At 54.6% G+C, this 19,953-nt stretch carries 24 protein-coding genes; 16 read left to right on the top strand and 8 right to left on the bottom strand.

The window, feature by feature from the left end; translation table 11 throughout:
- A complete protein-coding gene (gene rhaA / locus RT644_RS20465) occupies window positions 1–1,260 on the bottom strand; it encodes an L-rhamnose isomerase (protein WP_097407369.1) in 1,260 nt (419 codons plus the stop codon).
- Window positions 1,257–2,726: a rhamnulokinase gene (gene rhaB, locus RT644_RS20460; RefSeq protein ID WP_313627865.1), complete on the bottom strand. Its 1,470-nt coding sequence runs from the start codon at window positions 2,724–2,726 to the stop codon at window positions 1,257–1,259. The genes rhaA and rhaB overlap by 4 nt, the downstream gene beginning before the upstream one ends.
- 299 nt (window positions 2,727–3,025) lie before the next feature.
- Here rhaB and rhaS point away from each other — a divergent pair, with 299 nt between their 5' ends.
- Together rhaS and rhaR are read left to right on the top strand one after the other, a co-directional pair.
- Entirely contained in the window at window positions 3,026–3,862 is an 837-nt protein-coding gene (rhaS, locus tag RT644_RS20455) for an HTH-type transcriptional activator RhaS (RefSeq protein ID WP_160271433.1), read from the top strand.
- A gap of 73 nt (window positions 3,863–3,935) precedes the next feature.
- A complete protein-coding gene (rhaR, locus tag RT644_RS20450) occupies window positions 3,936–4,784 on the top strand; it encodes an HTH-type transcriptional activator RhaR (protein WP_313627863.1) in 849 nt (282 codons plus the stop codon).
- Here rhaR and rhaT read toward each other — a convergent pair whose 3' ends face one another.
- Window positions 4,785–5,819 (bottom strand): L-rhamnose/proton symporter RhaT, encoded by a 1,035-nt coding sequence (gene rhaT / locus RT644_RS20445; protein WP_045512363.1) that lies wholly within the window; start codon window positions 5,817–5,819, stop codon window positions 4,785–4,787.
- A gap of 289 nt (window positions 5,820–6,108) precedes the next feature.
- Between rhaT and sodA the strand changes: the two genes are divergently transcribed.
- Both sodA and kdgT read left to right on the top strand, forming a co-directional pair.
- Window positions 6,109–6,729 (top strand): superoxide dismutase [Mn], encoded by a 621-nt coding sequence (sodA, locus tag RT644_RS20440; protein ID WP_020455923.1) that lies wholly within the window; start codon window positions 6,109–6,111, stop codon window positions 6,727–6,729.
- 256 nt (window positions 6,730–6,985) lie between these two features.
- A complete protein-coding gene (gene kdgT, locus RT644_RS20435) occupies window positions 6,986–7,969 on the top strand; it encodes a 2-keto-3-deoxygluconate transporter (RefSeq protein ID WP_020455924.1) in 984 nt (327 codons plus the stop codon).
- Window positions 7,970–8,005: 36 nt separating this feature from the next.
- Here kdgT and RT644_RS20430 read toward each other — a convergent pair whose 3' ends face one another.
- Window positions 8,006–8,899, bottom strand: a complete 894-nt coding sequence (locus tag RT644_RS20430) for a dihydrodipicolinate synthase family protein (protein ID WP_313627860.1) — start codon at window positions 8,897–8,899, stop codon at window positions 8,006–8,008.
- Window positions 8,900–9,060: 161 nt separating this feature from the next.
- On the opposite strand from RT644_RS20430, the gene yiiM reads away from it, so the two are divergent.
- Entirely contained in the window at window positions 9,061–9,735 is a 675-nt protein-coding gene (yiiM, locus tag RT644_RS20425; protein WP_313627858.1) for a 6-hydroxyaminopurine reductase, read from the top strand.
- Between the two features lie 34 nt (window positions 9,736–9,769).
- Here yiiM and cpxA read toward each other — a convergent pair whose 3' ends face one another.
- Together cpxA and cpxR are read right to left on the bottom strand one after the other, a co-directional pair.
- Window positions 9,770–11,143 carry an envelope stress sensor histidine kinase CpxA gene (gene cpxA, locus RT644_RS20420; protein ID WP_045512355.1) on the bottom strand — a complete coding sequence of 458 codons (1,374 nt, stop codon included), beginning with the start codon at window positions 11,141–11,143 and terminating at the stop codon, window positions 9,770–9,772.
- Window positions 11,140–11,838 carry an envelope stress response regulator transcription factor CpxR gene (gene cpxR, locus RT644_RS20415; RefSeq protein ID WP_044489537.1) on the bottom strand — a complete coding sequence of 233 codons (699 nt, stop codon included), beginning with the start codon at window positions 11,836–11,838 and terminating at the stop codon, window positions 11,140–11,142. Before cpxR ends, cpxA begins: the two co-directional genes overlap by 4 nt.
- A gap of 151 nt (window positions 11,839–11,989) precedes the next feature.
- Between cpxR and cpxP the strand changes: the two genes are divergently transcribed.
- Window positions 11,990–12,493: a cell-envelope stress modulator CpxP gene (cpxP, locus tag RT644_RS20410; protein WP_020455929.1), complete on the top strand. Its 504-nt coding sequence runs from the start codon at window positions 11,990–11,992 to the stop codon at window positions 12,491–12,493.
- 176 nt (window positions 12,494–12,669) lie between these two features.
- Here the strand turns inward: cpxP and RT644_RS20405 are convergent, their stop codons facing one another.
- Entirely contained in the window at window positions 12,670–13,650 is a 981-nt protein-coding gene (locus tag RT644_RS20405) for a tyrosine-type recombinase/integrase (protein WP_313627855.1), read from the bottom strand.
- Between the two features lie 69 nt (window positions 13,651–13,719).
- Window positions 13,720–14,040 carry a helix-turn-helix domain-containing protein gene (locus tag RT644_RS20400; RefSeq protein WP_020455931.1) on the bottom strand — a complete coding sequence of 107 codons (321 nt, stop codon included), beginning with the start codon at window positions 14,038–14,040 and terminating at the stop codon, window positions 13,720–13,722.
- A gap of 109 nt (window positions 14,041–14,149) precedes the next feature.
- Between RT644_RS20400 and RT644_RS20395 the strand changes: the two genes are divergently transcribed.
- From RT644_RS20395 to RT644_RS20350, 10 genes are all read left to right on the top strand, one after another.
- Window positions 14,150–14,431: a Cox family DNA-binding protein gene (locus tag RT644_RS20395; protein ID WP_020455932.1), complete on the top strand. Its 282-nt coding sequence runs from the start codon at window positions 14,150–14,152 to the stop codon at window positions 14,429–14,431.
- 9 nt (window positions 14,432–14,440) lie between these two features.
- Entirely contained in the window at window positions 14,441–14,677 is a 237-nt protein-coding gene (locus RT644_RS20390) for a hypothetical protein (protein WP_313627852.1), read from the top strand.
- Between the two features lie 2 nt (window positions 14,678–14,679).
- A complete protein-coding gene (locus RT644_RS20385) occupies window positions 14,680–14,889 on the top strand; it encodes a DUF4761 family protein (RefSeq protein ID WP_233500432.1) in 210 nt (69 codons plus the stop codon).
- Window positions 14,879–15,106 carry a phage filamentation protein Fil family protein gene (locus RT644_RS20380; RefSeq protein ID WP_313627912.1) on the top strand — a complete coding sequence of 76 codons (228 nt, stop codon included), beginning with the start codon at window positions 14,879–14,881 and terminating at the stop codon, window positions 15,104–15,106. Before RT644_RS20385 ends, RT644_RS20380 begins: the two co-directional genes overlap by 11 nt.
- An 88-nt stretch (window positions 15,107–15,194) precedes the next feature.
- Window positions 15,195–15,413, top strand: a complete 219-nt coding sequence (locus RT644_RS20375) for a hypothetical protein (protein WP_020455935.1) — start codon at window positions 15,195–15,197, stop codon at window positions 15,411–15,413.
- A complete protein-coding gene (locus RT644_RS20370) occupies window positions 15,403–15,651 on the top strand; it encodes a DUF2732 family protein (protein ID WP_313627848.1) in 249 nt (82 codons plus the stop codon). The genes RT644_RS20375 and RT644_RS20370 overlap by 11 nt, the downstream gene beginning before the upstream one ends.
- Window positions 15,652–15,739: 88 nt before the next feature.
- The gene (locus RT644_RS20365; protein ID WP_313627910.1) at window positions 15,740–15,958 is read left to right on the top strand and encodes a TraR/DksA C4-type zinc finger protein; all 219 of its coding nucleotides are present in this window, start codon (window positions 15,740–15,742) and stop codon (window positions 15,956–15,958) included.
- A 214-nt stretch (window positions 15,959–16,172) separates the two neighbouring features.
- Entirely contained in the window at window positions 16,173–16,415 is a 243-nt protein-coding gene (locus RT644_RS20360; protein WP_045512342.1) for a hypothetical protein, read from the top strand.
- 2 nt (window positions 16,416–16,417) lie between these two features.
- Window positions 16,418–18,802 carry a replication endonuclease gene (locus tag RT644_RS20355; protein WP_313627846.1) on the top strand — a complete coding sequence of 795 codons (2,385 nt, stop codon included), beginning with the start codon at window positions 16,418–16,420 and terminating at the stop codon, window positions 18,800–18,802.
- A gap of 151 nt (window positions 18,803–18,953) precedes the next feature.
- Entirely contained in the window at window positions 18,954–19,952 is a 999-nt protein-coding gene (locus RT644_RS20350; protein WP_313627844.1) for a hypothetical protein, read from the top strand.
- Window position 19,953: the final 1 nt, after the last annotated feature.

Raw genomic sequence — 19,953 nt, 5'->3', positions numbered from 1 at the left:
TTAGCCACGTTTGCTTAATACGTCTTTCTCATAGGCCCGCACGCTTTCCAGCCACTGGCTACCGGCTGGCGTATCGTGGCGCTGGCAGTACATTTCCCACACCGCCTGCCACGGCAGGGATTTCTGCTCTTCGAGCAGCGCCAGGCGCGCGGTGTAATCACCGTCCGCTTCCAGTTTGCGCAGTTGCTCAACCGGCTCGAGCAGCGCCCGCAGCAGCGCTTTTTTCATGTTGCGCGTACCAATCACCCACGCGGCGATGCGGTTGATGGAGGCGTCGAAGAAGTCGAGCCCGATATGGACGCGATCGAACAGTTTGTGGCGGATAATTTCGCTGGCGATGGCCTGGGTTTCGTCATCCAGCAGCACCACGTGGTCGCTGTCCCAGCGTACCGGGCGGCTGACATGCAGCAGCAGACGCGGCACATAGAGCATGGCGGCGGAGATTTTGTCGGAGATAACCTCCGTTGGGTGGAAGTGTCCGGCATCGAGGCACAGCGCGGTCTGACGGCTGGTGGCGTAACCCATATAGAACTCGTTGGAGCCGACGGTGTAGCTCTCAGCGCCGATGCCGAATAACTTACTTTCCACGGCGTCGATATGGTGCGCCGGGTTCAGTTTTTCGCTGATCACCTCATCCAGCGCATTGAGCAGGCGCTGGCGCGGCGCAAGACGGTCAACGGTGACATCTTTCATGCCGTCCGGGATCCAGATATTCATTACCGACGGTGTACCCAGTTGTTCGCCAAAATAAGCGGAAACGCGGCGGCTGGCTTTCACGTGGTCGATCCAGAACTGACGGATCTCGTCGTTAGCGTGGGAAAGCGTGAAGCCATCGGCGCTCAGCGGGTGCGAGAAGCAGGACGGGTTGAAGTCCAGCCCCAGATTGTTGGCTTTTGCCCATTGCACCCAGTTTTTGAAGTGTTCGGGTTTGATTTCATTACGCGCGACCGGCGTTTCGGCTTCGTGATAAATCGCATGCAGGTTCAGGCGTTTCGGACCTGGGATCAGGCTCAGCGCTTGTTCCAGATCGGCGCGTAATTCCGTGGCGTTGCGCGCTTTGCCCGGATAATTGCCGGTAGCCTGAATGCCGCCGGTCAGGCTGCCTTCCGGGTTTTCGAAACCGGCAACGTCATCGCCCTGCCAGCAGTGCATGGAAACCGGCAGCCTGTCGAGCTGGCGCAGCGCCTCCTCGACATCAATCCCCACAGCGGCGAAACGCTGTTTAGCAATGTCCCAGGCTTGTTCAAGTTGAGTGGTCATGCGCAAAGCTCCTTTGTCTGTCGTTTTTGCTGAAAGCGCGCGACATAGCGGGCGATTTCATTATCAGGATTAGGGGTAAACGTAATCAGTGAGTGGTTAGCTGTGACCAGCTGGCGAAAGTCATCGACGTTGCTTAACTCATCCAGCGTCATCAGTTGCACGCCAATATTGCCCAGCGTCGAGGCTTCCACCGGCCCGGCGACCACCGGCAGCCCGCAGGCATCGGCGCAGAGCTGGTTCAGTAACTGGTTCTGGCAGCCGCCGCCGACAATATGCAGGCGGGTAAACGGCTTACCACGCAGGAAAGCCAGTTCGCTCAGCACATCGGCATACAACAGCGCGAGGCTATCGAAGATGCAGCGCGCCAGTTCGGCAGCGTTTTGCGGTACGGGTTGACCCGCTTCCCGGCAGGCGGCCTGGATTTCGGCGCTCATGTTGTCCGGGTTGATAAAGCGATCGTCGTTCGGGTTAATCACGCAGCGGCAGGTAGGGAGCTGCTCAGTGAGGGCGATTAACGCCGGCAAATCGGTGATGTTTTGCTCTTTCAGCACGCGTTGCAGCAGCCACAACCCCATGATGTTTTTCAGCACCCGGTAACGGCCTTCGGCACCGCCTTCGTTGGTGATATTGGCGGCGAGCGCCTCATCGCTGGTGTGCGGGGTTTTGCTCTCAAAGCCCATCAGTGACCAGGTGCCGGAAGAGAGATACGCCGCGTCGGGATTTTCCAGCGGTGCGGCGATAACCGCGCTGGCGGTATCGTGGCTGGCGACAGCGACGACCGGAATGGCATTCCCCTGCGGGCAGATCCAGTTGCCGATAACGTTGCCAGGATGGGTTGGCGTGCCAAACCAGCGAACCGGAACGCCTGCCCAGTTCAGCAGGGATTCATCCCAGTTATCGGTGTTGATATTGACCAGTTGGGTGGTGGTGGCGTTGGTGTATTCCCAGTTGAGATTGCCGGTCAGGCGGTAGCTGAAGTAATCCGGGATCAGCAGTGCGTGGTCGGCCTGTTCCAGCAGGTGCGGTTGCTGTTCTGCCAGTGCGCGCAACTGGTACAGGGTGTTGAAGGGTAAAAACTGAATACCGCTGCGGCGATAGATATCGGCTTTGCCGGGGTTTTGCAGCGCGCGGTGCATCACGCCATCGGTGCGATTATCGCGGTAGGCAATCGGCAGCCCGACGCGCTGGCCTTCACGATTAACCAGGATGTAATCGACGCCCCAGGTATCAATGCCGATGCTGTCTGGTTGTATGCCTTCGGCGCACACCTTATTCAGGCCGAGGCGGATTTCGGCTTCCAGGCTGTCGATATCCCAGCAATCAAAGCCGTCCACTTTTTGCAGACAGTTTACAAAACGGTGCATTTCGCGAAGCGAAAGCGTGCGGTTCTGGCGGTCGTAGCGCGCCAGCATGACGCGTCCGCTGGAGGCGCCTAAATCAACCGCAACACAATGGCGAAAAGTCATGATCGGGTCCTTCTTAGAGTCATTGCGGACAGTCTAAAAAGGGTGCGGCAGTCGTACCTTCTTGCTACTGACAGTGGCGATTTCGCGCTGGCAAGAAAGCAAAGATGAACGTGAGAGAGTTCACAGTTTCCAGTAATCGCGAGGTTTTCAGCCATTGTGACCCTCACCACATTTCCCGATCTTTCCGGCCGTTTCTTGAAAAAACGGCAGGCTATGCGCAAATCGGCGTCGAAAATTTAAGGTGAGGTGGAAAACCCTTAATTACTATTTTGAGAACATTTCTCAAGACCGGGGCCATCATGACCGTACTGCATAGCGTGGATTTTTTTCCGACAGGTAAATCACCCGTTGCCATTGAACCGCGATTGCCCCAGGCCGCGTTTCCGGAACATCATCATGATTTTCATGAAATTGTGATTGTTGAACACGGTACGGGGATTCATGTGTTCAATGGTCAGCCGTACACCATCAGCGGCGGCACGGTCTGTTTTGTGCGCGATCATGACCGCCATTTGTATGAACATACCGATAATCTCTGTTTGACCAATGTGCTGTACCGCTCGCCGGATGCGTTCCAGTTCCTTGCCGGGTTGAACCAGTTGCTGCCGCAGGAGCAGGACGGGCATTACCCGTCGCACTGGCGGGTAAGCCAGCACACGCTGGGGCAGGTGCGCGGCATCATTAGCCAGATGGAAGAGATGGGCAGTGAAGTGGCAACGCATGACATTGCCAACCGCGAGATCCTGTTTATGCAGTTGCTAGTGTTATTGCGTAAAAGCAGCCAGCAGGAAGATGCGGGCAACAGCGATGCGCGGCTGAACCAGCTTATGCTGTGGCTGGAAGATCACTTCGCGGAGGACATTTGCTGGGAGTCGCTGGCAGAACAGTTCAGCTTGTCGTTGCGTACGCTGCATCGTCAGCTTAAACAGTCCACCGGCATGACGCCGCAGCGCTATTTAAACCGCCTGCGGTTGATTAAAGCGCGCCATATGTTACGTCACAGCGACGAGAGCGTGACGGATATCGCTTTTCGCTGCGGGTTCGGCGACAGTAACCACTTTTCGACGCTGTTTCGCCGCGAGTTTGACTGGTCACCGCGCGATATCCGCCAGGGGCGCGACACGCTGCTTCAGTAACGAGAAGGTTATCACCGATTTTTAGCCGGGCTTCCGTTAATAATGTCAGGTTGTTCACGGCAGAGGTGGCGTTGTGGCTGGTGAGTTAATTCTTCGTAAAGCAGACTTTTTTCCGCGCGCCGGACAGGCGGTCGTGGTGGCCGATCGCTACCCGCAAAATGTCTTTGCGGAACATACGCATGAGTTCTGCGAACTGGTGATGGTGTGGCGCGGCAATGGGTTGCATGTGCTTAATGACCGGCCTTACCGCATTACGCGCGGCGATCTGTTTTATATCCGCGCCGAAGATTGCCACTCTTACGCCTCGGTTAATGACCTGGTGTTGCAGAATATTATCTACTGCCCGGACCGGCTGACGCTGAATCTTGACTGGGCGGCGCATATTCCGGGGCTTAACGGCGCGCCGTCCAACCCGCACTGGCGCATTGGTAGCAGCGGTATGGCGCAGGCGCGGCAGGTGATTACGCAACTGGAACATGAGAGCGCGAAGGACGATCCGCTGGCCAATCTGATGGCGGAAACCCTGTTTGCTCAACTGGTGATGACCCTAAAACGCCACCGTTTCGCCACCGATAACCTTGCCGCGACCCACAGCGAAACGCTGCTGGATAAGCTCATCACCGCGCTTTCCGGCAGCCTGAATCGCAGCTTTGTGCTGGAGCATTTTTGTGAACAGGAACAGTGCAGCGAGCGGGCGCTGCGCCAGCAGTTTCGTACTCAAACCGGGATGACCATCAACCACTATTTGCGCCAGTTGCGCATTTGCCACGCCCAATTTTTGTTGCAGCACTCCGAGCAGATGATCAGTGAAATCGCCATGCAGTGTGGCTTTGAGGACAGTAACTACTTTTCGGTGGTATTTAGCCGTGAGGTAGGGATGACGCCAGGTCAGTGGCGTCATCGTAGCCGGGTTGCTACCTGATTAGCTCGCCATGCCGAGGCCGACGATATTGGCCGCGACAATGATCACCACGCAGCCGAGACTCAGCACACTCACCGGTTGCCGTCCGGCATTCTTCCACTCTTTCAGCACCAGACCGACCAGCCCGCCGCACAGCACATAGAAGCTCATATGCAGCATCCAGCTAATGTAGTCATACTGCCCCGGAATGCTGGCGTGACCCCAGGCGTAGAAGAAGAATTGCAGATACCACATCAGGCCACCCAGTGCCGAAAGCAGGATATTGCTGATAAGCAGCCCTTTTGCCAGCGAGAAGTCGGCTTTTAGTGACAGATCTTTCACTTTTGCCAGCCGGATAAAGCAGAAGCTCAGGTTCACCAGCGCACCACCGCCCATGATCACCACGTAGCTTGGCAATGCGGTATAGAGCGGATCGATACCCAGCGCGGCGGCGGCGTCGTGCATCGGTTTGGCGGCGTTCATCGCAAAAGACATCCCGGCAGAGAACACGCCGCACATTACCGCCAGCGCTAGCCCTTTTTTCAGGTTGAACTCTTCGGCTTTGATGCCCATTTTGCGCTCTTTCAACTGACCGGCGCGGGTAACAATGCCAACACCAATCAGCGCCACCAGCACACCCAGCAAGGTCATTCGCCCGCCTTCGGTGTTGATCAGCACATCGAAGTGGCCGTTGAGGATCGGCGTCATCAATGTTCCGACAATCAGCGTAATACCAATGGCGATGCCAATACCCATCGACATGCCTAAGTAGCGCATGGTCAGGCCATAGTTGATGTTACCGATGCCCCACATTGCGCCGAAAAGAAACACCGGCAGCAGCGTTGAGGCGCTAAACGAACTGAAATAAGCCCAAAAATCAGGCAATAACAGCGCGCTGATAGTCCAGGGAAGGATCAACCACGAGACGATGCCGCCGATTGACCACATCGTTTCCCAGGACCACTTTCTTACCTTTTTAAACGGGGCATAGAAACAGGCTGCACTGGCCGCACCTATCAAATGCCAAAAAATACCCATCGTAATCGCGTTACTCATTTCACAATCCTCTTTGTTTTTATCGCCGGGATACGAGCAGCCGACCCGATGAGTGTAAAAATCGGTCAGAAGATTAACCTTGAGGCGTTTGCCGCGTTGCGTTGCAGGCTGGCAATGAGCACGTGATGAGGGTGAGCGGCTTCACAATTTCAATAACATAACCAAAAGTTATAACCTTATTAAAACTACGGCATTGATAAACATTTTCAATATCATTTAATTAACTATAATGAACCAACTGCTTACGCGGCGTTAACACAATAGCCGCTTACCCTTAATGGAGATGAATATGAGCTATACACTGCCCGCTCTGCCGTATGCATACGATGCCCTCGAACCGCATTTCGACAAGCAGACGATGGAAATCCATCACACTAAACATCACCAGACTTACGTGAACAACGCAAACGCCGCGCTGGAAAGCTTGCCGGAGTTCGCGAGCCTGCCGGTTGAAGAGCTGATCACCAAACTGGACCAGCTGCCAGCCGACAAAAAAACCGTACTGCGTAACAACGCAGGCGGCCACGCTAACCACAGCCTGTTCTGGAAAGGCCTGAAAAAAGGCACCACCTTGCAGGGCGATCTGAAAGCCGCTATCGAGCGTGATTTCGGTTCCGTGGACAATTTCAAAGCTGAATTCGAAAAAGCAGCGGCGACTCGCTTTGGTTCCGGCTGGGCATGGCTGGTGCTGAAAGGCGACAAACTGGCTGTGGTTTCTACCGCTAACCAGGATTCCCCGCTGATGGGGGAAGCGATCTCTGGCGCGTCCGGTTTCCCGATTCTGGGCCTGGATGTGTGGGAACACGCTTACTACCTGAAATTCCAGAACCGCCGCCCGGACTACATTAAAGAGTTCTGGAACGTGGTGAACTGGGACGAAGCTGCTGCGCGTTTCGCTGCGAAAAAATAAGCCGCTTTCGTCACGCCGTAGAGCGTGAGTCGAAGCCCCGCCAGGCGTTGCCGGCGGGGCTTTTTTATTCCTTTTTGCCTGCCAGAAACCAAAAGGAACGCTGATCCTAAAATAATGAAATAATGTTTTGTTATGGTTGTTTGATCACTTTTCTCGCATCAATCCGGGTCTACCCTCTCTTCATCCGCGCGGCTGTTGTTCCGTTCAACCGGAGTGCCTGCGCCATAAAAATCGAACGGTTTTTACAGGTGAAGATATGCAAATCAAGCGCGCAATAGAGAAAATCCCTGGCGGGATGATGCTGGTTCCATTGTTCATCGGTGCTCTGTGCCACACTTTTGCGCCCGGCGCAGGGAAATACTTCGGTTCATTCACTAACGGCATGATTACCGGCACGGTGCCGATCCTTGCGGTGTGGTTTTTTTGCATGGGCGCGTCGATCAAACTGAGCGCGACCGGTACGGTGCTGCGCAAATCCGGCACGCTGGTGGTGACGAAAATCGTGATCGCCTGGGTGGTGGCGGCTATCGCGTCGCGGTTGATTCCGGAACATGGCGTGGAAGCGGGTTTTTTTGCCGGCTTATCGACGCTGGCGCTGGTGGCATCGATGGATATGACCAACGGCGGGTTGTACGCCTCCATCATGCAGCAGTACGGCACCAAAGAGGAGGCCGGGGCATTTGTGCTGATGTCGCTGGAATCCGGCCCATTGATGACGATGATTATTCTCGGCACAGCCGGTATCGCTTCTTTTGAACCGCATGTGTTTGTTGGTGCGGTGCTGCCATTCCTTGTGGGGTTTGCGCTGGGTAATCTCGACCCGGAACTGCGCGAGTTCTTCAGCAAGGCGGTGCAGACGTTGATTCCGTTCTTCGCTTTCGCGCTTGGCAACACCATCGATTTAAGCGTGATTGCGCAAACCGGGCTGCTGGGGATTTTGCTGGGCGTCGCGGTGATTGTGATCACCGGGATCCCGCTGATTATTGCCGACAAACTGATTGGCGGCGGTGACGGAACAGCGGGTCTGGCGGCTTCCAGTTCGGCTGGCGCTGCGGTGGCAACGCCGGTGCTGATTGCTGAAATGGTGCCAGACTTCAAAGCGATGGCGCCAGCGGCGACGGCGCTGGTGGCGACATCGGTGATCGTTACCTCGATCCTGGTGCCGATTTTGACGTCTGTCTGGTCACGAAAAGTGAAAGGGGCGGAAGCGGACATGTCGCTACGTAACACCGTGAAATAACGAAATGAGGCCGACCTTTACAGGTCGGCTTTTGCATTAGCGGATAGCAAAAACGGTGTCGATAATGTTGCACTGATCTTCATTGAGGGTGCCGCCGAAGTTACGGGCGACGGGGGTGCAGTAACCAAACTTGCGCGAGACCACGGTTTTGATGGTGGTAACAAAATCGTCGCCGATGCTGTAGATGGCCATAAATTTGCCGATCTCTTGCTGCACCTGATGCAGGGTTGCCAAATCACTTTGTCGCCACGCCTCCCGCGCTTTAACGAACAGCTCCGGCATCACGTTGTTTAAGCCTGAAATCACGCCAGCGCCGCCCGCCAGCAAAGTAGGAATGAAATACTCGTCGTAACCGCACAACACTGAGAAATCATCGCGCACGTTCCTGGTTGCCAGAATCATATTGCGGGTGTGCGACTGGCAATCAACGGTGTCTTTAATGCCGGCAAAATCGGGGAATTCGGCGGCCAGCGCCGCGACCAGCTCGGGTGTTAAATCACAGCCGGTGCGCGCCGGGAAGTTATAGGCAAACCATTTGCCGCTGATCGCTTTGCCCAGCGCGCGAAAGTAGCTTAAAAGCTGGTTGCTGGTTTGCCCATAGTAATAAGGCGGCAGCACCATCACGGCTTCATAGCCGGTGCGGTAGGCTTCATCAGCCATCCACAGGATGTCGTTAAAACAGGTGGAAGAGACGTTAGCCACCATCGAAATGGGCGACATTCCGCGCGCTTCACGAATCAACATTATTCGTTCATCCAGTGTGAAGGAGGCGAACTCGCCGATACTGCCCATCAGCAATACCACGTCGATTTTCGCCGCCGTCAGGCGGGTAAGATGCTGTTTTAATCCATTGAGATCGATGTTGCCTTCACTGTCCATCGGCGTGATGGAAGGACACCAGACGCCGGAAAAGGGGGTTGTTTGCGTCACGTCACTGCCTCCTCGATTAATGAAATCATGTTTCAAAAGCGTAAGGTAAGTGATAGCACGGCACAGCGGCGCGCATGTGCATGAATGTCTCATTTTTGCTGGTTTGGTCTGAGCTCAATTGTGGTGTAATACCGTGATGAACGAAGCCTGTTGGAGGGAATATGCAACATCCGGTTGAAGTGTTTGTAGGAAAAATAAAGGATTATCAGGGCAGCCGACCGAGCGCCATCGCAAAATTGCAGGTTGAAGGCGAACTCACGCTAACCGAAACCGGTATCGCCGGGGACGAGCAGGCGGAGAAAAGTTACCACGGCGGGACAGATCGCGCGTTGTGCCACTACCCGCGAGAACACTATGCTCACTGGGCGCAGATGTTTCCGCAGCAGGCGGCCTTATTTTGCGCGCCCGCATTTGGCGAGAATCTTTCCACCAGCGGTCTGACAGAAAAAAACGTCTTTATCGGCGATATTTTTCGCTGGGGCGACGCGCTGATCCAGGTGACGCAACCGCGTTCGCCCTGTTTCAAACTCAATTTCCACTTTGGCATCAGCGACATGTCAACGCAAATGCAGTCCAGCGGCCGTACTGGCTGGCTTTATCGGGTGATTGCGGGCGGCAATGTATCGGCGGAAGCGCCACTGGAGTTGGTTTCACGTGTGAGCGATGTCAGCGTCTATGACGCGGCGGCGATAGCCTGGTTTCAGCCGTTTGATGATGAGCAATATCATCGCTTGCTGTCGGCCGCCGGGTTGTCGGCGAGCTGGACACGTACGATGCAAAAGCGGCGTTTGAGCGGCAAGATTGAAGATAATTCACGCAGGTTGTTGGGGAAATAAAACGCCCCCTCCGGTGAGCGGAGAGGGCGAGTTATTAAGCGCGTTTATATAACGGCAGCCATATCGTCAGGCGTAACCCGCCGAGCGGGCTGTCGTCTGCTTTTACCCAGCCGCGATGCTGCTGAATAGCGGTTTCGACAATCGCCAGGCCAAGGCCCGTGCCGCCGGACTCGCGATCGCGCGCTTCGTCGGTACGGTAGAACGGGCGGAAAATCTGTTCCCTGTCTTCCGGGCTGACGCCGGGGCCGTCATCGTCCACGTTAATGGTGATGCCGTCTTTATCCACCGCGAAACTGACTTCGATTTTGCTGTGTGAGTAGCGCAGCGCATTGCGCACGATGTTTTCGACCGCACTTTCCAGCGCGCTCGGGTTACCGTACAGCGGCCACGGGCCCGGCGGGAAGTTGACGGTCAGGGATTTACCCATCTGCTCCGCTTCAAACGCTGCGTTATCCAGCACCTCATTCCACATTTGATTGGCTTTCACCGTTTCGCTGACCAGCGCGTTTTTCTGCTGATTGCGCGACATGACCAGCAGATCGTTGATCATGCTGTCCAGCCGCTGCGCTTCGGTTTCAATGCGTTCCAGCTCTTTGCTTTCGCCGCTGCGGCGACGCAGCAGGGCGGTGCCGAGCTGTAAGCGTGTGAGCGGTGTACGCAGTTCGTGCGAGATGTCGGAAAGCAGGCGCTGCTGCGCGGTCATCATGCGTTCGAGCGCCGTCACCATCTGGTTGAAACTGGCGCCGGCGGCCAGAAACTCCTGCGGCCCGGATTCCAGTTCCGGATGCTGCCGCAAGTTGCCTTGCGCCACTTCATCCGCCGCATTTTTCAACTTACGCGCCGGTTTCGCCAGGCTCCACGCCAGCCACAACAGCAGCGGCGAGCTGATCAGCATGGTGACAATCAGCAACAATAACGGGCGGTCAAACAACAGGTTGATAAAGTCAGATTGCGAACTGCTGGCGGGACGAATCAGATAGAGCTGGTAATTGTCTTCCCCGTCACGCACGGAGAAGGGCCCTACCATTTCGACCCGGCCATATTTTTTCTTCTGCGGATGGTCGGAGTTGTCCGCCTGGCCGATGAAGTTACGGATGATCTGCATCTCGTTGCGTTCGGCGCCAATGACGCGCCCTTCGCTGGTCACCAGCAGCAGACGTTGACCCGGCGGCGCCCATTTGTCGATGGCGCGGAAAAGCCTGCGCCACCACATCAGGTCGTTCGGCGGGTCGTTCGACAGTTCCGCTTCAACATGCTGTTCAATCATCACGCCCTGCCGCTGCTCGCTGTCCAGCAACTCCGTCATCTGACGGGAGTCCAGCTTCGGCACCATCAACACCAGCATCAATACCAGCGCCAGCGTTAACCAGAAAATGGCAAAGATGCGGGCGGTCAAACTTCCTATCATGAAGCGGACACCATCAGATAACCTCGGCCGCGCAAGGTTTTAAACCACGGATGCCCATCTTTACGCTCCGGCAGTTTGCGGCGCAGATTGGAAATGTGCATATCAATAGCGCGGTCGAACGGCGTTAAACGTTTACCCAGCACTTCCTGGCTCAGATGTTCACGCGATACTACCTGACCTAAATGTTGAGCCAGCAAGTACAGCAGGGTGAATTCGGTGCCGGTCAGTTCCAGCGCCTGGCCTTCAAAGCTGGCTTCCTGACGACCCGGATTAAGACTCAGCGCGTCCACTTCAAGGGTAGGCGAGCCGTTATCGGTGCTTTGCTGCTGTTCGCTCCAGTGCGAGCGGCGCAAGATTGCGCGAATACGCGCGACTAATTCACGATCGTTAAACGGTTTTGGCAAATAGTCATCCGCGCCCAGCTCAAGGCCAAGAACGCGATCGAGTTCGCTGCCGCGTGCGGTCAGCATAATGACCGGTGTCTGGTGTGTCTGGCGTAGCTCTTTAAGTGTGTCGATGCCGTTTTTCTTCGGCATCATGACATCAAGCAAAAGCAGGTCGATGCTGTCGTCGAGGAGGTCGAGCGCCTGCTCCCCGTCATGGGCAACGAGCACATTGAAACCTTCCATGTCGAGTAGCTCCTTTAACAAGGAAGTAAGCTCTCGGTCATCATCTACTAAAAGGATTTTATTCATTGTTTAAATACCTCCGAGGCAGAAATTACGTCATCGAGACTTGCTAATCCATGACTTTACGTTGTTTTACACCCCCTGACGCATGTTTGCAGCCTGAATCGTAGACTGATTATCGTTGAATCGTGAGACGAAAAGGTTACTGGAGTAAATGATGCGCATCGTTACCGCTGCCGTCATGGCCTCAACGCTGGCGTTTAGCACCGTTAGCCAGGCTGCTGACGTCGTAACAGGCGATAACTGGCACCCGATTGATGGGTTTGCACAGCGTAGTGTTCAGAGCCATATGTTCGACGGTATTAATTTAACCGAACATCAGCGTCAGCAGATGCGGGATTTAATGAGACAGGCGCGGCACGACCAGCCTCCTGTTAATGTTAGCGAAATGGAGACAATGCATCGCCTTGTCACCGCAGAAAATTTTGATGAAAACGCTGTGCGCGCTCAGGCAGAAAAAATGGCGCAGGAGCAAGTCGCTCGTCAGGTTGAAATGGCGAAAGTCCGCAACCAGATGTACAACCTGCTGACGCCGGAGCAGCAAGCGGTTTTAAACCAGAAACACCAGCAACGGATGACGCAACTGCGCGAAGTGGCGCAGATGCAACAAAGTTCTCCGTCGATGGTTATGAGTAGCAGTAGTACCCGGCATTACCAGTAACAAACCCTGTTTTCCTTGCCATAGACACCATCCCTGTCTTCCCCCACACGATGTGGGGGTTTTTTTTGTCAGGTATTTCTGGAAATCCCTTCTAAATCAGTACCCGCTGCAACCGCATTAAGCGGCTACAACGGATTACTGACTTCAACGGCGTAGACAAAACGTAGACAACATTGTCACACCGCAACCCCACCGCCAAGCGGGTTTAACGTCACCGCATGTTGCAGATAATCCGGCGCGAGATGAGCATAAACCATCGTTTGCTGAATGCTCGCATGGCCAAGGATCTGCTGTAACGCGATGATGTTCCCGCCGTTCATCATAAACCAGCTGGCGAACGTGTGCCGTAGCACATGCGTTGCCTGCCCGCGCGGCAAGTCTGGTTTCACCTGCCGCAGCCGTTCACAGAAGTTTTCATAATCGACTTTGAACAATGGCCCGGCTTCCCGGGTCCTGATCTCCTTTTCCAGCGCTGCCGATATGGGAACCGTGCGGTTTTTCCCGTTTTTGGTTTTCAGGAACGTCACGCGACCGTGAATAATCTGTTCAGCGCGTAGCGTGCTGCCTTCACCCCAGCGCGCGCCGGTACTCAGGCAAAGCAATGCAACGCGGCGCTCGTCGCCGGTGAGCGTGTCAAGCAACTGGCCGATCTCAGGTTTGGTTAGATAGGTCATGGCCGCCGGGGTTTCTTTCAGCGGTTCAAGGCCTTTGAGGGGGTTTTCTTGCGTGAACTCTTCCAGCTTTATCAACGCGCTAAACATGCCGGAAAGGCGGTACATGTCGCGATTGATCGTGGACGCGCTAATGCCGTCCGCCAGGCGTAAGCCGCGATGCTGCGCCAGCGTGCGCTTGCTGAGACGGTTAACCGCTGGATCACCGAGCGCGGTTATCGTTTTCAGCAAATGCCGTTTTTCAATTTCGCCATTTTCCTGCGCCTGCCCGTACAGCAACCACCATGCATCAAGCAATTCGCCTAATGTCCGGCGATCTACGCTCGCGCCCAGCCACTCTTTCTTATCCGCGTTAGCCATCACGTAACGCGCAAAAAGCACGGCCTCGTGTTTCTTCTCAAACCGCCTGCGGATGCGCTTTCCGTTGCGCCCGCGAGGCCAAATGTCTACCTGATATTGACCACCTTCGAGCTTCTTAATCGACATAGCGAAGCCCTCCGGTACTGCTACAGATCGAATGGCTTTCTATCCATTCGATGAATGCATAATGAAGTGTTAACCAGTCTTGCGGCCTGAGCGGTGAGAAATTTCTCTGCTTTGCCCATCAGGGGAGAGAACCGGTTCAATCTGTCCGGCTTCAGGTATGGTGGTATCAGTCATTAACCAGAGCGTATATTTTGCAAAGCGAGGATGTTGGGTGATTTTCAATAATATCTCGCTGCCGACTCCCTCTCTCCTTCCCATTTCATAGTGTTTTTGCGTGCCTGAAGGAATACCTGTCAATTCAAAGAATTGCGTCCTCGATAAACCTTCTGCATCCCTTATCGCACGAATTTTTTGCCCAATAGCAGTTGACTGGGTCTCATTTGATACCATATGCTTCTCCTTGTTGGGTCTCAATTGATACCATTGAAACAAGCAAACGGCGCGCACAGTACCCCTGAACGAGTTGTAAGCCGCCGAACACCAAAGGAGATTATTGCACATGCAGAGGGAACATCAGGAGAGTTACATTCAGCTTAAACATCCGATTGATGCAGTACCCGCTGCAAAATTTGCAGAAATGATCGGCAAGACGGCTAAGGCTGTGACCAATATGGTTGGCGAAGGGAAGTTGCCGGTCATTCCAATGAAGAACCCGGACGCGCTAACAGGACGCGCAGAAAACTGGGTATACCTGCCTGAGTTCAACCGCGCAATGCGTGATGCCTTCTACAACCGCCCCAAAGAACAGCGCGACGCCTGGCTGCTCTGGATTGGGCTGTGAGGGTTAGCTATGTGCCTTTTATTATCACCTCAGCTTTCCACCGGGCAGCGGGCAACGTTTTACGGACGTCACCGGCTTCACCATCCGGGAAATATAGAAAATAATTATTTAGTCGATATGCAAAAAGGGCTCGTTATTAAAACCGAACGCGGTGAATTTATAATGACGAATAAAAAAATTATCAATAAAGCAATTAAATCTATTTCACACGATGTTGATAGTCAGCAATTAAAAAAGGGGAAATAGGAATGACTATATCTTCTAAGTTAATTAAGTTAGGTCGCCACGCTTATTTATATCGCGGGTTCACGATTCAGGAATGTCCGCGCAATCCTTTCACGCAGAGAGCGTCTTACACTATTTCCAGCGGCGGGAATCACTACGGGCGTGATTTCGCGCTTGCCGACGCGATCAGAACCGTTGATAACATTTGCCGGGGTGGCAGCTATGCAAAGTGAATGCCCGTCGATGGCAAGCCTGCTGCACCACGGCTGCAAAGTGACGCACTTCAAAAACTCACGCGGCTGGATTGAAACGCCAGACGGAAGATTTTTTAAACCCGAACCGGCGCGCGTGCAATTTATCAAGGAAAGGAATAAGCCGTTTATTTATGCCGGGAAAATAAAAAAGGGGGCTTTACGCACGCTGCTCGAATTATTTAAAAAGGCGTTCTAACCCAATCACTTTTTAACCATCATTTTTGTATTACCGTCATTTTTAAATATGACGGCGGTTAAACTCATCTGATTAAGAGGGATGCACCGTGACCGTACTGTCAAAACGCGACCAGCTTAATTTTATTTTGCATAAATTGATTCCGGCCATCGTCGAAGAGGGGATGACCATCAAAACCCGGCACGATGGCGAAGTGACTTTTAAAGCCACCGATCCCGCCGTCATGGAATTTATCGACGCAACCCGCACACGCATCAGCAACCAGTTGCAACGCGCTGCCGCGCCTTCCTCGCCATATGGAGCATGACGACATGCAAATGAGAAATAGCGAAAAGCGGAAATTTCAGGTGGCGAGCCCATCCCTCAGCCGCCTGCCGGAGCACACACGCAAAGAAGAGCGCCTGCGCTGCGGCGATGTGACTGCCAACTCGCTGGCGCTTCTTGCAACGCATATCAGCGACAGCGCGCTGAACAGCACAGAGACCGCTGAGCTGCTGCGCGCCACGGCTGAGGCTATCCGCAACAAAGTCAGGGAGCCGATCTGATGGAAATCGCCGTTTTGCTGGCTGGCGTGCTCCTGTGCGGCATCAGCATCGCGCTGATCTGCTGGATGGAAAAACACAGGGGCTGACCATGCCGGACGCCATCGACTTAGTGCAACAACGCGGGCTGGAAGAGCGGGAGCGGCAAATCATCATAGCCCGCCGCCGCCCGGTGGCCGCGTCCCGTTTTATGTGCGAATGCGGCGGCGGTTCCATACCGGCAGCGCGCCGCGTAGCGGTTCCCGGTGTTGTCATGTGCGTGACGTGCCAGGGCATTTACGAAGAGTACCGCAAACATTTCAAAGGATGATTTATCAACACGGAACACGTTAAACAACCGCGTTTTTTATTTTGGCCATCGGGGATGACGGCGAAGAGCGCCTGCGCGTGCCGGTGAATGATCCGGGTGCGTAAGCCTGGTCGCTGCATCACATCAGCGTACAGCGATCTGCCGGCGCGGGCAGAAGAGACGCGCAAAAAAGCCGGGGAAGTGAGCGGCGTGATGGATAACAAGGAGGTTTTTGATGGCCGGATTAACCGAGCTTTTAAACGAAATCGGTGATGAAAATTTGTCGTTTCAGACGCTTCACCAGTCTGTAACTGGTGCTGCGAAAAAACGCAACGGCGACACTGAAGTGAAATTCGTCACCACCGGCATCAGGCCGGGGGATCTGTATGGCCGCCTGAAAAAAACCGCGGTCATTGTGTGGATGGACGCTGACAAATTCGATGCCGCGCTGCTGAGTCTTCAGAATAAGGCTGATTAGTCGTGACCGCAGTAAATCGCGGGCGTTACGCGCCATCTGATCCGCCACCGTTTCCGGGTAGTGCGGAAGACGCTACCCGTTACGCTTACGCGTGGAATCAGCCACGGCCAGCGGTAGGGCGGGAAATAGACACCAGGCGTGATGGCTTCGGCTATCTCACGCCCAACGGCACGCGAAAACAGCTCACCTTTGCCGATCTGGCCGAAGAAGACGAAAAGCCCGATCGCTGCAAATTCCTGCGCCGCCGCCTGGCGGCTTTGCCGCAGTACCTCCGCCACCACTATGCCCGCAAGCTGGAAACGCTGGACGCGCGCGATCGCCGGGCTGGCGACCGCTGGCTGATTAACACCTTCGAACGCCACATCCTTTCCCGTATCGACACCGTTAACGAACGTTATTTGCCGGTGGGCGTAACACCCGGCGCACTGCTGCCGGTGCGCGAGCAGCTTTTGCGGTTGTTATGGGCGAGGAAAAAAGAGCTAAAACGCCTCGCGTATACGCTTGTCGATATCTTTACCAGCGAGTTTATACGCGAGTCGAATTACCAGCTTTCCCGCACCGGTGATCCGGCGTTCGCTGCGCTTTCCGGTTATGGCCGCATTGCTTCGCTGGCGCGTCATCTGAATACGCCGATCCCCGGCTGGTCTGCTTACTGCAATGAAGAGCTGGAAGCGGAAGACGCATTACGCATTGTGCTGCGTCTTGAGTCGCCCAAATGGTGGCTCAACCGCCTGCGCCGTATTCACGCGCGCTGGCGCGAACATTTGCTGATCGCCGCCGGTTACGTGCAGAAAAAATCCACGCCGTATGCCAGCGCGCCGTGCGTCAGCGAGTGGCACGCGCAAAAAAAGGCGAACACCAGATTTTTGCAAGCGATGGAGCTGGAAGACCAGGACACCGGCGAACGCACATCCCTGATCGATAAAGTTGCCGGGAGCGTGGCGAACCCGGCGAACCGCCGCCGGGAACTGATGACCAGAATGCGCGGGTTTGAAGATCTGGCGCAGCTACAAGGGCTGGCTGGTGATTTCTATACGTTAACCGCGCCGTCAAAGTTTCACGCGATGCAGCATGACGGCAAGCGCAACAACAAATACACCGGCGCATCACCACGGAAAACCCAGAAATACCTTTGCAACGTGTGGGCGAAAGTGCGCGCCGCGTGGAAGCGCCACGGCATTCGCGTTTTCGGTTTCCGCGTTGCGGAGCCGCACCACGACGCAACGCCACACTGGCACTTATTGCTGTTCATGCGCCCCGATCACGTCGGGCTGGCGCGCGCCACTTTCCGCCAGTACGCGCTGGAGGAAGACGGCAACGAGCCGGGCGCAGAAGAGAACCGCTTTAAAGTCGTGCCGATCGACAACGCGCGCGGCGGCGCGACGGGCTACATAGCCAAATACATTGCAAAGAATATCGATGGCTTCGCGCTGGACGATGAGAAGGACGACGAAACCGGCGAAGATCTGAAAGCGATGTCACGCCGCGTCAGCGCCTGGGCTTCACGCTGGGCGATTCGCCAGTTTCAGCAAATCGGCGGCGCGCCGGTCACGGTGTATCGCGAGCTTCGCCGCATGCGCGAGCGCGATCTCACGCTTCACCCGGACATTTCACCGGCCCACGTTGCGGCCGATAGCGGCGACTGGGCCGGGTATATCACGGCGCAGGGCGGGCCGCTGGTCACCCGCGACGCGCTGCGCGTGCGCCTGAGTTATGAAACCACGGAAAACGGTAATGACTTCGGCGATGACGTGTCGCGGATCTCCGGCGTCTATTCGCCGCAGGCGGGAAAAGATTCTTTAATTTTTACCCGCACCAGCGCTTACAAAATCGTGCCGAAGCTGAAGGCCGACGACACTGGCGAAAAGTTGGGCTTTTCAGGCGGCAGCGCCGCCCCTCGGAGTTCTGTCAATAACTGTACGCGGCAGGCCGCGCAAGGGTTTGACGGAGATTTACATGCCGACAGCGACGCAGCTGCACCGGCAGAAATAGCGGTGTTTGCCGGTGATGGCGCGACGCTGAATGTTGACGCGCTGACGCGGAAAGAAAAGCGGGAAATTGCGCAACGTTTAACCAGTGACGTTAAGCGGAAAAGGGGGAAACGGGGAACGCCGACACCGCCGCCGATATTAGAAGGACGCGAAACGATGATCGCGGAATTGCTGGCGGCCAAAGGGCTGGAGAGCAGCCCGGCGCTGGTGAAATCGGTGATGGCTGGCGCGGCTATCGCCTGCGGTGATCTGGTTTACAGCGTGGTGGACGGGCGCCTGGTTACACGCCGGCGCGGTGAAGAGAAATCACCGGCGCGGGTGATGGCGGCAAAGCAGCAGACCAGCAGCCTGATCAGCAGGATGAAGGCTAAATTTCGCAGAACTAAGCCGATATAAGCCGCTCTAAGTCGATATAGCACCTTGAAGACACAACCGAAATCGTTATGAGTTTCGCCGTTTTCTGCTTATAGTGTGCGCGTTTTTGTGTCATAACTAATAAATAATAAGGTTGCTGCTACATACAGCGTGGAATGCTTCGGAGGCTCTCATGACTATTCAAAAGCCAATGAGTCGTATATATGAAAAGATAAGCAATGCTGGTTTTAACCAGGCTTACATAAAAACATTACTACCAGAGTGGTGGGATGATAGCTTGGCTGAAACTCCGGCTGGTAAGCAGTATGCTAGCCTGCATTTAGCTCGTATCTTTAGCCTTGCGCCAGAAAGCCTCAAGGATGATTCAGGTTCTGTTAGTTTCTGTTTCGATGGGCATCATCGTTTTAAGCATCGTGTAGATCTGGGTGAAGATGATCTCACTGTGGCGACTGCTATCGCCTATTCAGCAGCACGAATTGTTTCGAGTAACTTCGGTATAGATTACGATCCTGATGTTGATTTGGATTGGACTTCGGTACGCGCGCAGTTGTTAAAAACATCACCTTACGTGACGCTGCCTGCTTTGGTTAGGTTCTGCCACATGTCAGGTATTCCTGTCGTCTACATTAAGAACTTCCCGCAGAAAGCCTGCAAAATGGCAGGCATGGCGCTTATGTGTGCCGGTCGTCCGGTCATTATTCTTACCCAGGCTAAAAAATACGGTTTTATGTTTTTCGACCTTGCCCATGAACTGGGGCACATAGCAAAAGGGCATCTGAAGGCCAGCGCCGAAGGTGTGTTTGTTGACAGGAAAATTGATTCTGGAGCCACGACTGATCTTGAAGGAGAAGCTAACAGCTACGCCTTTGGTTTGATGGCAGGAAAAGAATCTTTGAGGATTGTGCCAAAAGGGCGGTATTTGACTGCTGAACGTCTTGCCCGTGCTGCAAAAGCCTATGGTGAAGAGAATTCCATAGACCCGACACATGTTGTTTTGAACTATGGATTTAGCCTGAAACATTGGGGTGTTGCAACGAATGCCCTTAAGTACCTTTGCAAGGGCAATCCAGTGGATCAAGAAATCGTTCAAAGGCTGCTTATGGAAGATATCGATCTGGATTCCATTAACGATGATGATTTGGAGTTACTGACTGCACTCTGTGGGGCATAAG

The sequence above is a fragment of the Kosakonia sp. genome, from assembly GCF_032104925.1.
Lineage (GTDB): Bacteria > Pseudomonadota > Gammaproteobacteria > Enterobacterales > Enterobacteriaceae > Kosakonia.
Note: the sequence above shows the minus strand (reverse complement) of the source record. Positions and strands in the feature narration are given on the sequence as shown.

Coding starts and splice junctions, on each gene's coding strand:
- rhaA (WP_097407369.1), bottom strand. CDS start 1,260: ATGACCACTCAACTTGAACAAGCCTGGGACATTGCTAAACAGCGTTTC.
- rhaB (WP_313627865.1), bottom strand. CDS start 2,726: ATGACTTTTCGCCATTGTGTTGCGGTTGATTTAGGCGCCTCCAGCGGA.
- rhaS (WP_160271433.1), top strand. CDS start 3,026: ATGACCGTACTGCATAGCGTGGATTTTTTTCCGACAGGTAAATCACCC.
- rhaT (WP_045512363.1), bottom strand. CDS start 5,819: ATGAGTAACGCGATTACGATGGGTATTTTTTGGCATTTGATAGGTGCG.
- sodA (WP_020455923.1), top strand. CDS start 6,109: ATGAGCTATACACTGCCCGCTCTGCCGTATGCATACGATGCCCTCGAA.
- kdgT (WP_020455924.1), top strand. CDS start 6,986: ATGCAAATCAAGCGCGCAATAGAGAAAATCCCTGGCGGGATGATGCTG.
- yiiM (WP_313627858.1), top strand. CDS start 9,061: ATGCAACATCCGGTTGAAGTGTTTGTAGGAAAAATAAAGGATTATCAG.
- cpxA (WP_045512355.1), bottom strand. CDS start 11,143: ATGATAGGAAGTTTGACCGCCCGCATCTTTGCCATTTTCTGGTTAACG.
- cpxR (WP_044489537.1), bottom strand. CDS start 11,838: ATGAATAAAATCCTTTTAGTAGATGATGACCGAGAGCTTACTTCCTTG.
- cpxP (WP_020455929.1), top strand. CDS start 11,990: ATGCGCATCGTTACCGCTGCCGTCATGGCCTCAACGCTGGCGTTTAGC.
- RT644_RS20405 (WP_313627855.1), bottom strand. CDS start 13,650: ATGTCGATTAAGAAGCTCGAAGGTGGTCAATATCAGGTAGACATTTGG.
- RT644_RS20400 (WP_020455931.1), bottom strand. CDS start 14,040: ATGGTATCAAATGAGACCCAGTCAACTGCTATTGGGCAAAAAATTCGT.
- RT644_RS20395 (WP_020455932.1), top strand. CDS start 14,150: ATGCAGAGGGAACATCAGGAGAGTTACATTCAGCTTAAACATCCGATT.
- RT644_RS20390 (WP_313627852.1), top strand. CDS start 14,441: ATGTGCCTTTTATTATCACCTCAGCTTTCCACCGGGCAGCGGGCAACG.
- RT644_RS20385 (WP_233500432.1), top strand. CDS start 14,680: ATGACTATATCTTCTAAGTTAATTAAGTTAGGTCGCCACGCTTATTTA.
- RT644_RS20380 (WP_313627912.1), top strand. CDS start 14,879: ATGCAAAGTGAATGCCCGTCGATGGCAAGCCTGCTGCACCACGGCTGC.
- RT644_RS20370 (WP_313627848.1), top strand. CDS start 15,403: ATGGAGCATGACGACATGCAAATGAGAAATAGCGAAAAGCGGAAATTT.
- RT644_RS20365 (WP_313627910.1), top strand. CDS start 15,740: ATGCCGGACGCCATCGACTTAGTGCAACAACGCGGGCTGGAAGAGCGG.
- RT644_RS20360 (WP_045512342.1), top strand. CDS start 16,173: ATGGCCGGATTAACCGAGCTTTTAAACGAAATCGGTGATGAAAATTTG.
- RT644_RS20350 (WP_313627844.1), top strand. CDS start 18,954: ATGACTATTCAAAAGCCAATGAGTCGTATATATGAAAAGATAAGCAAT.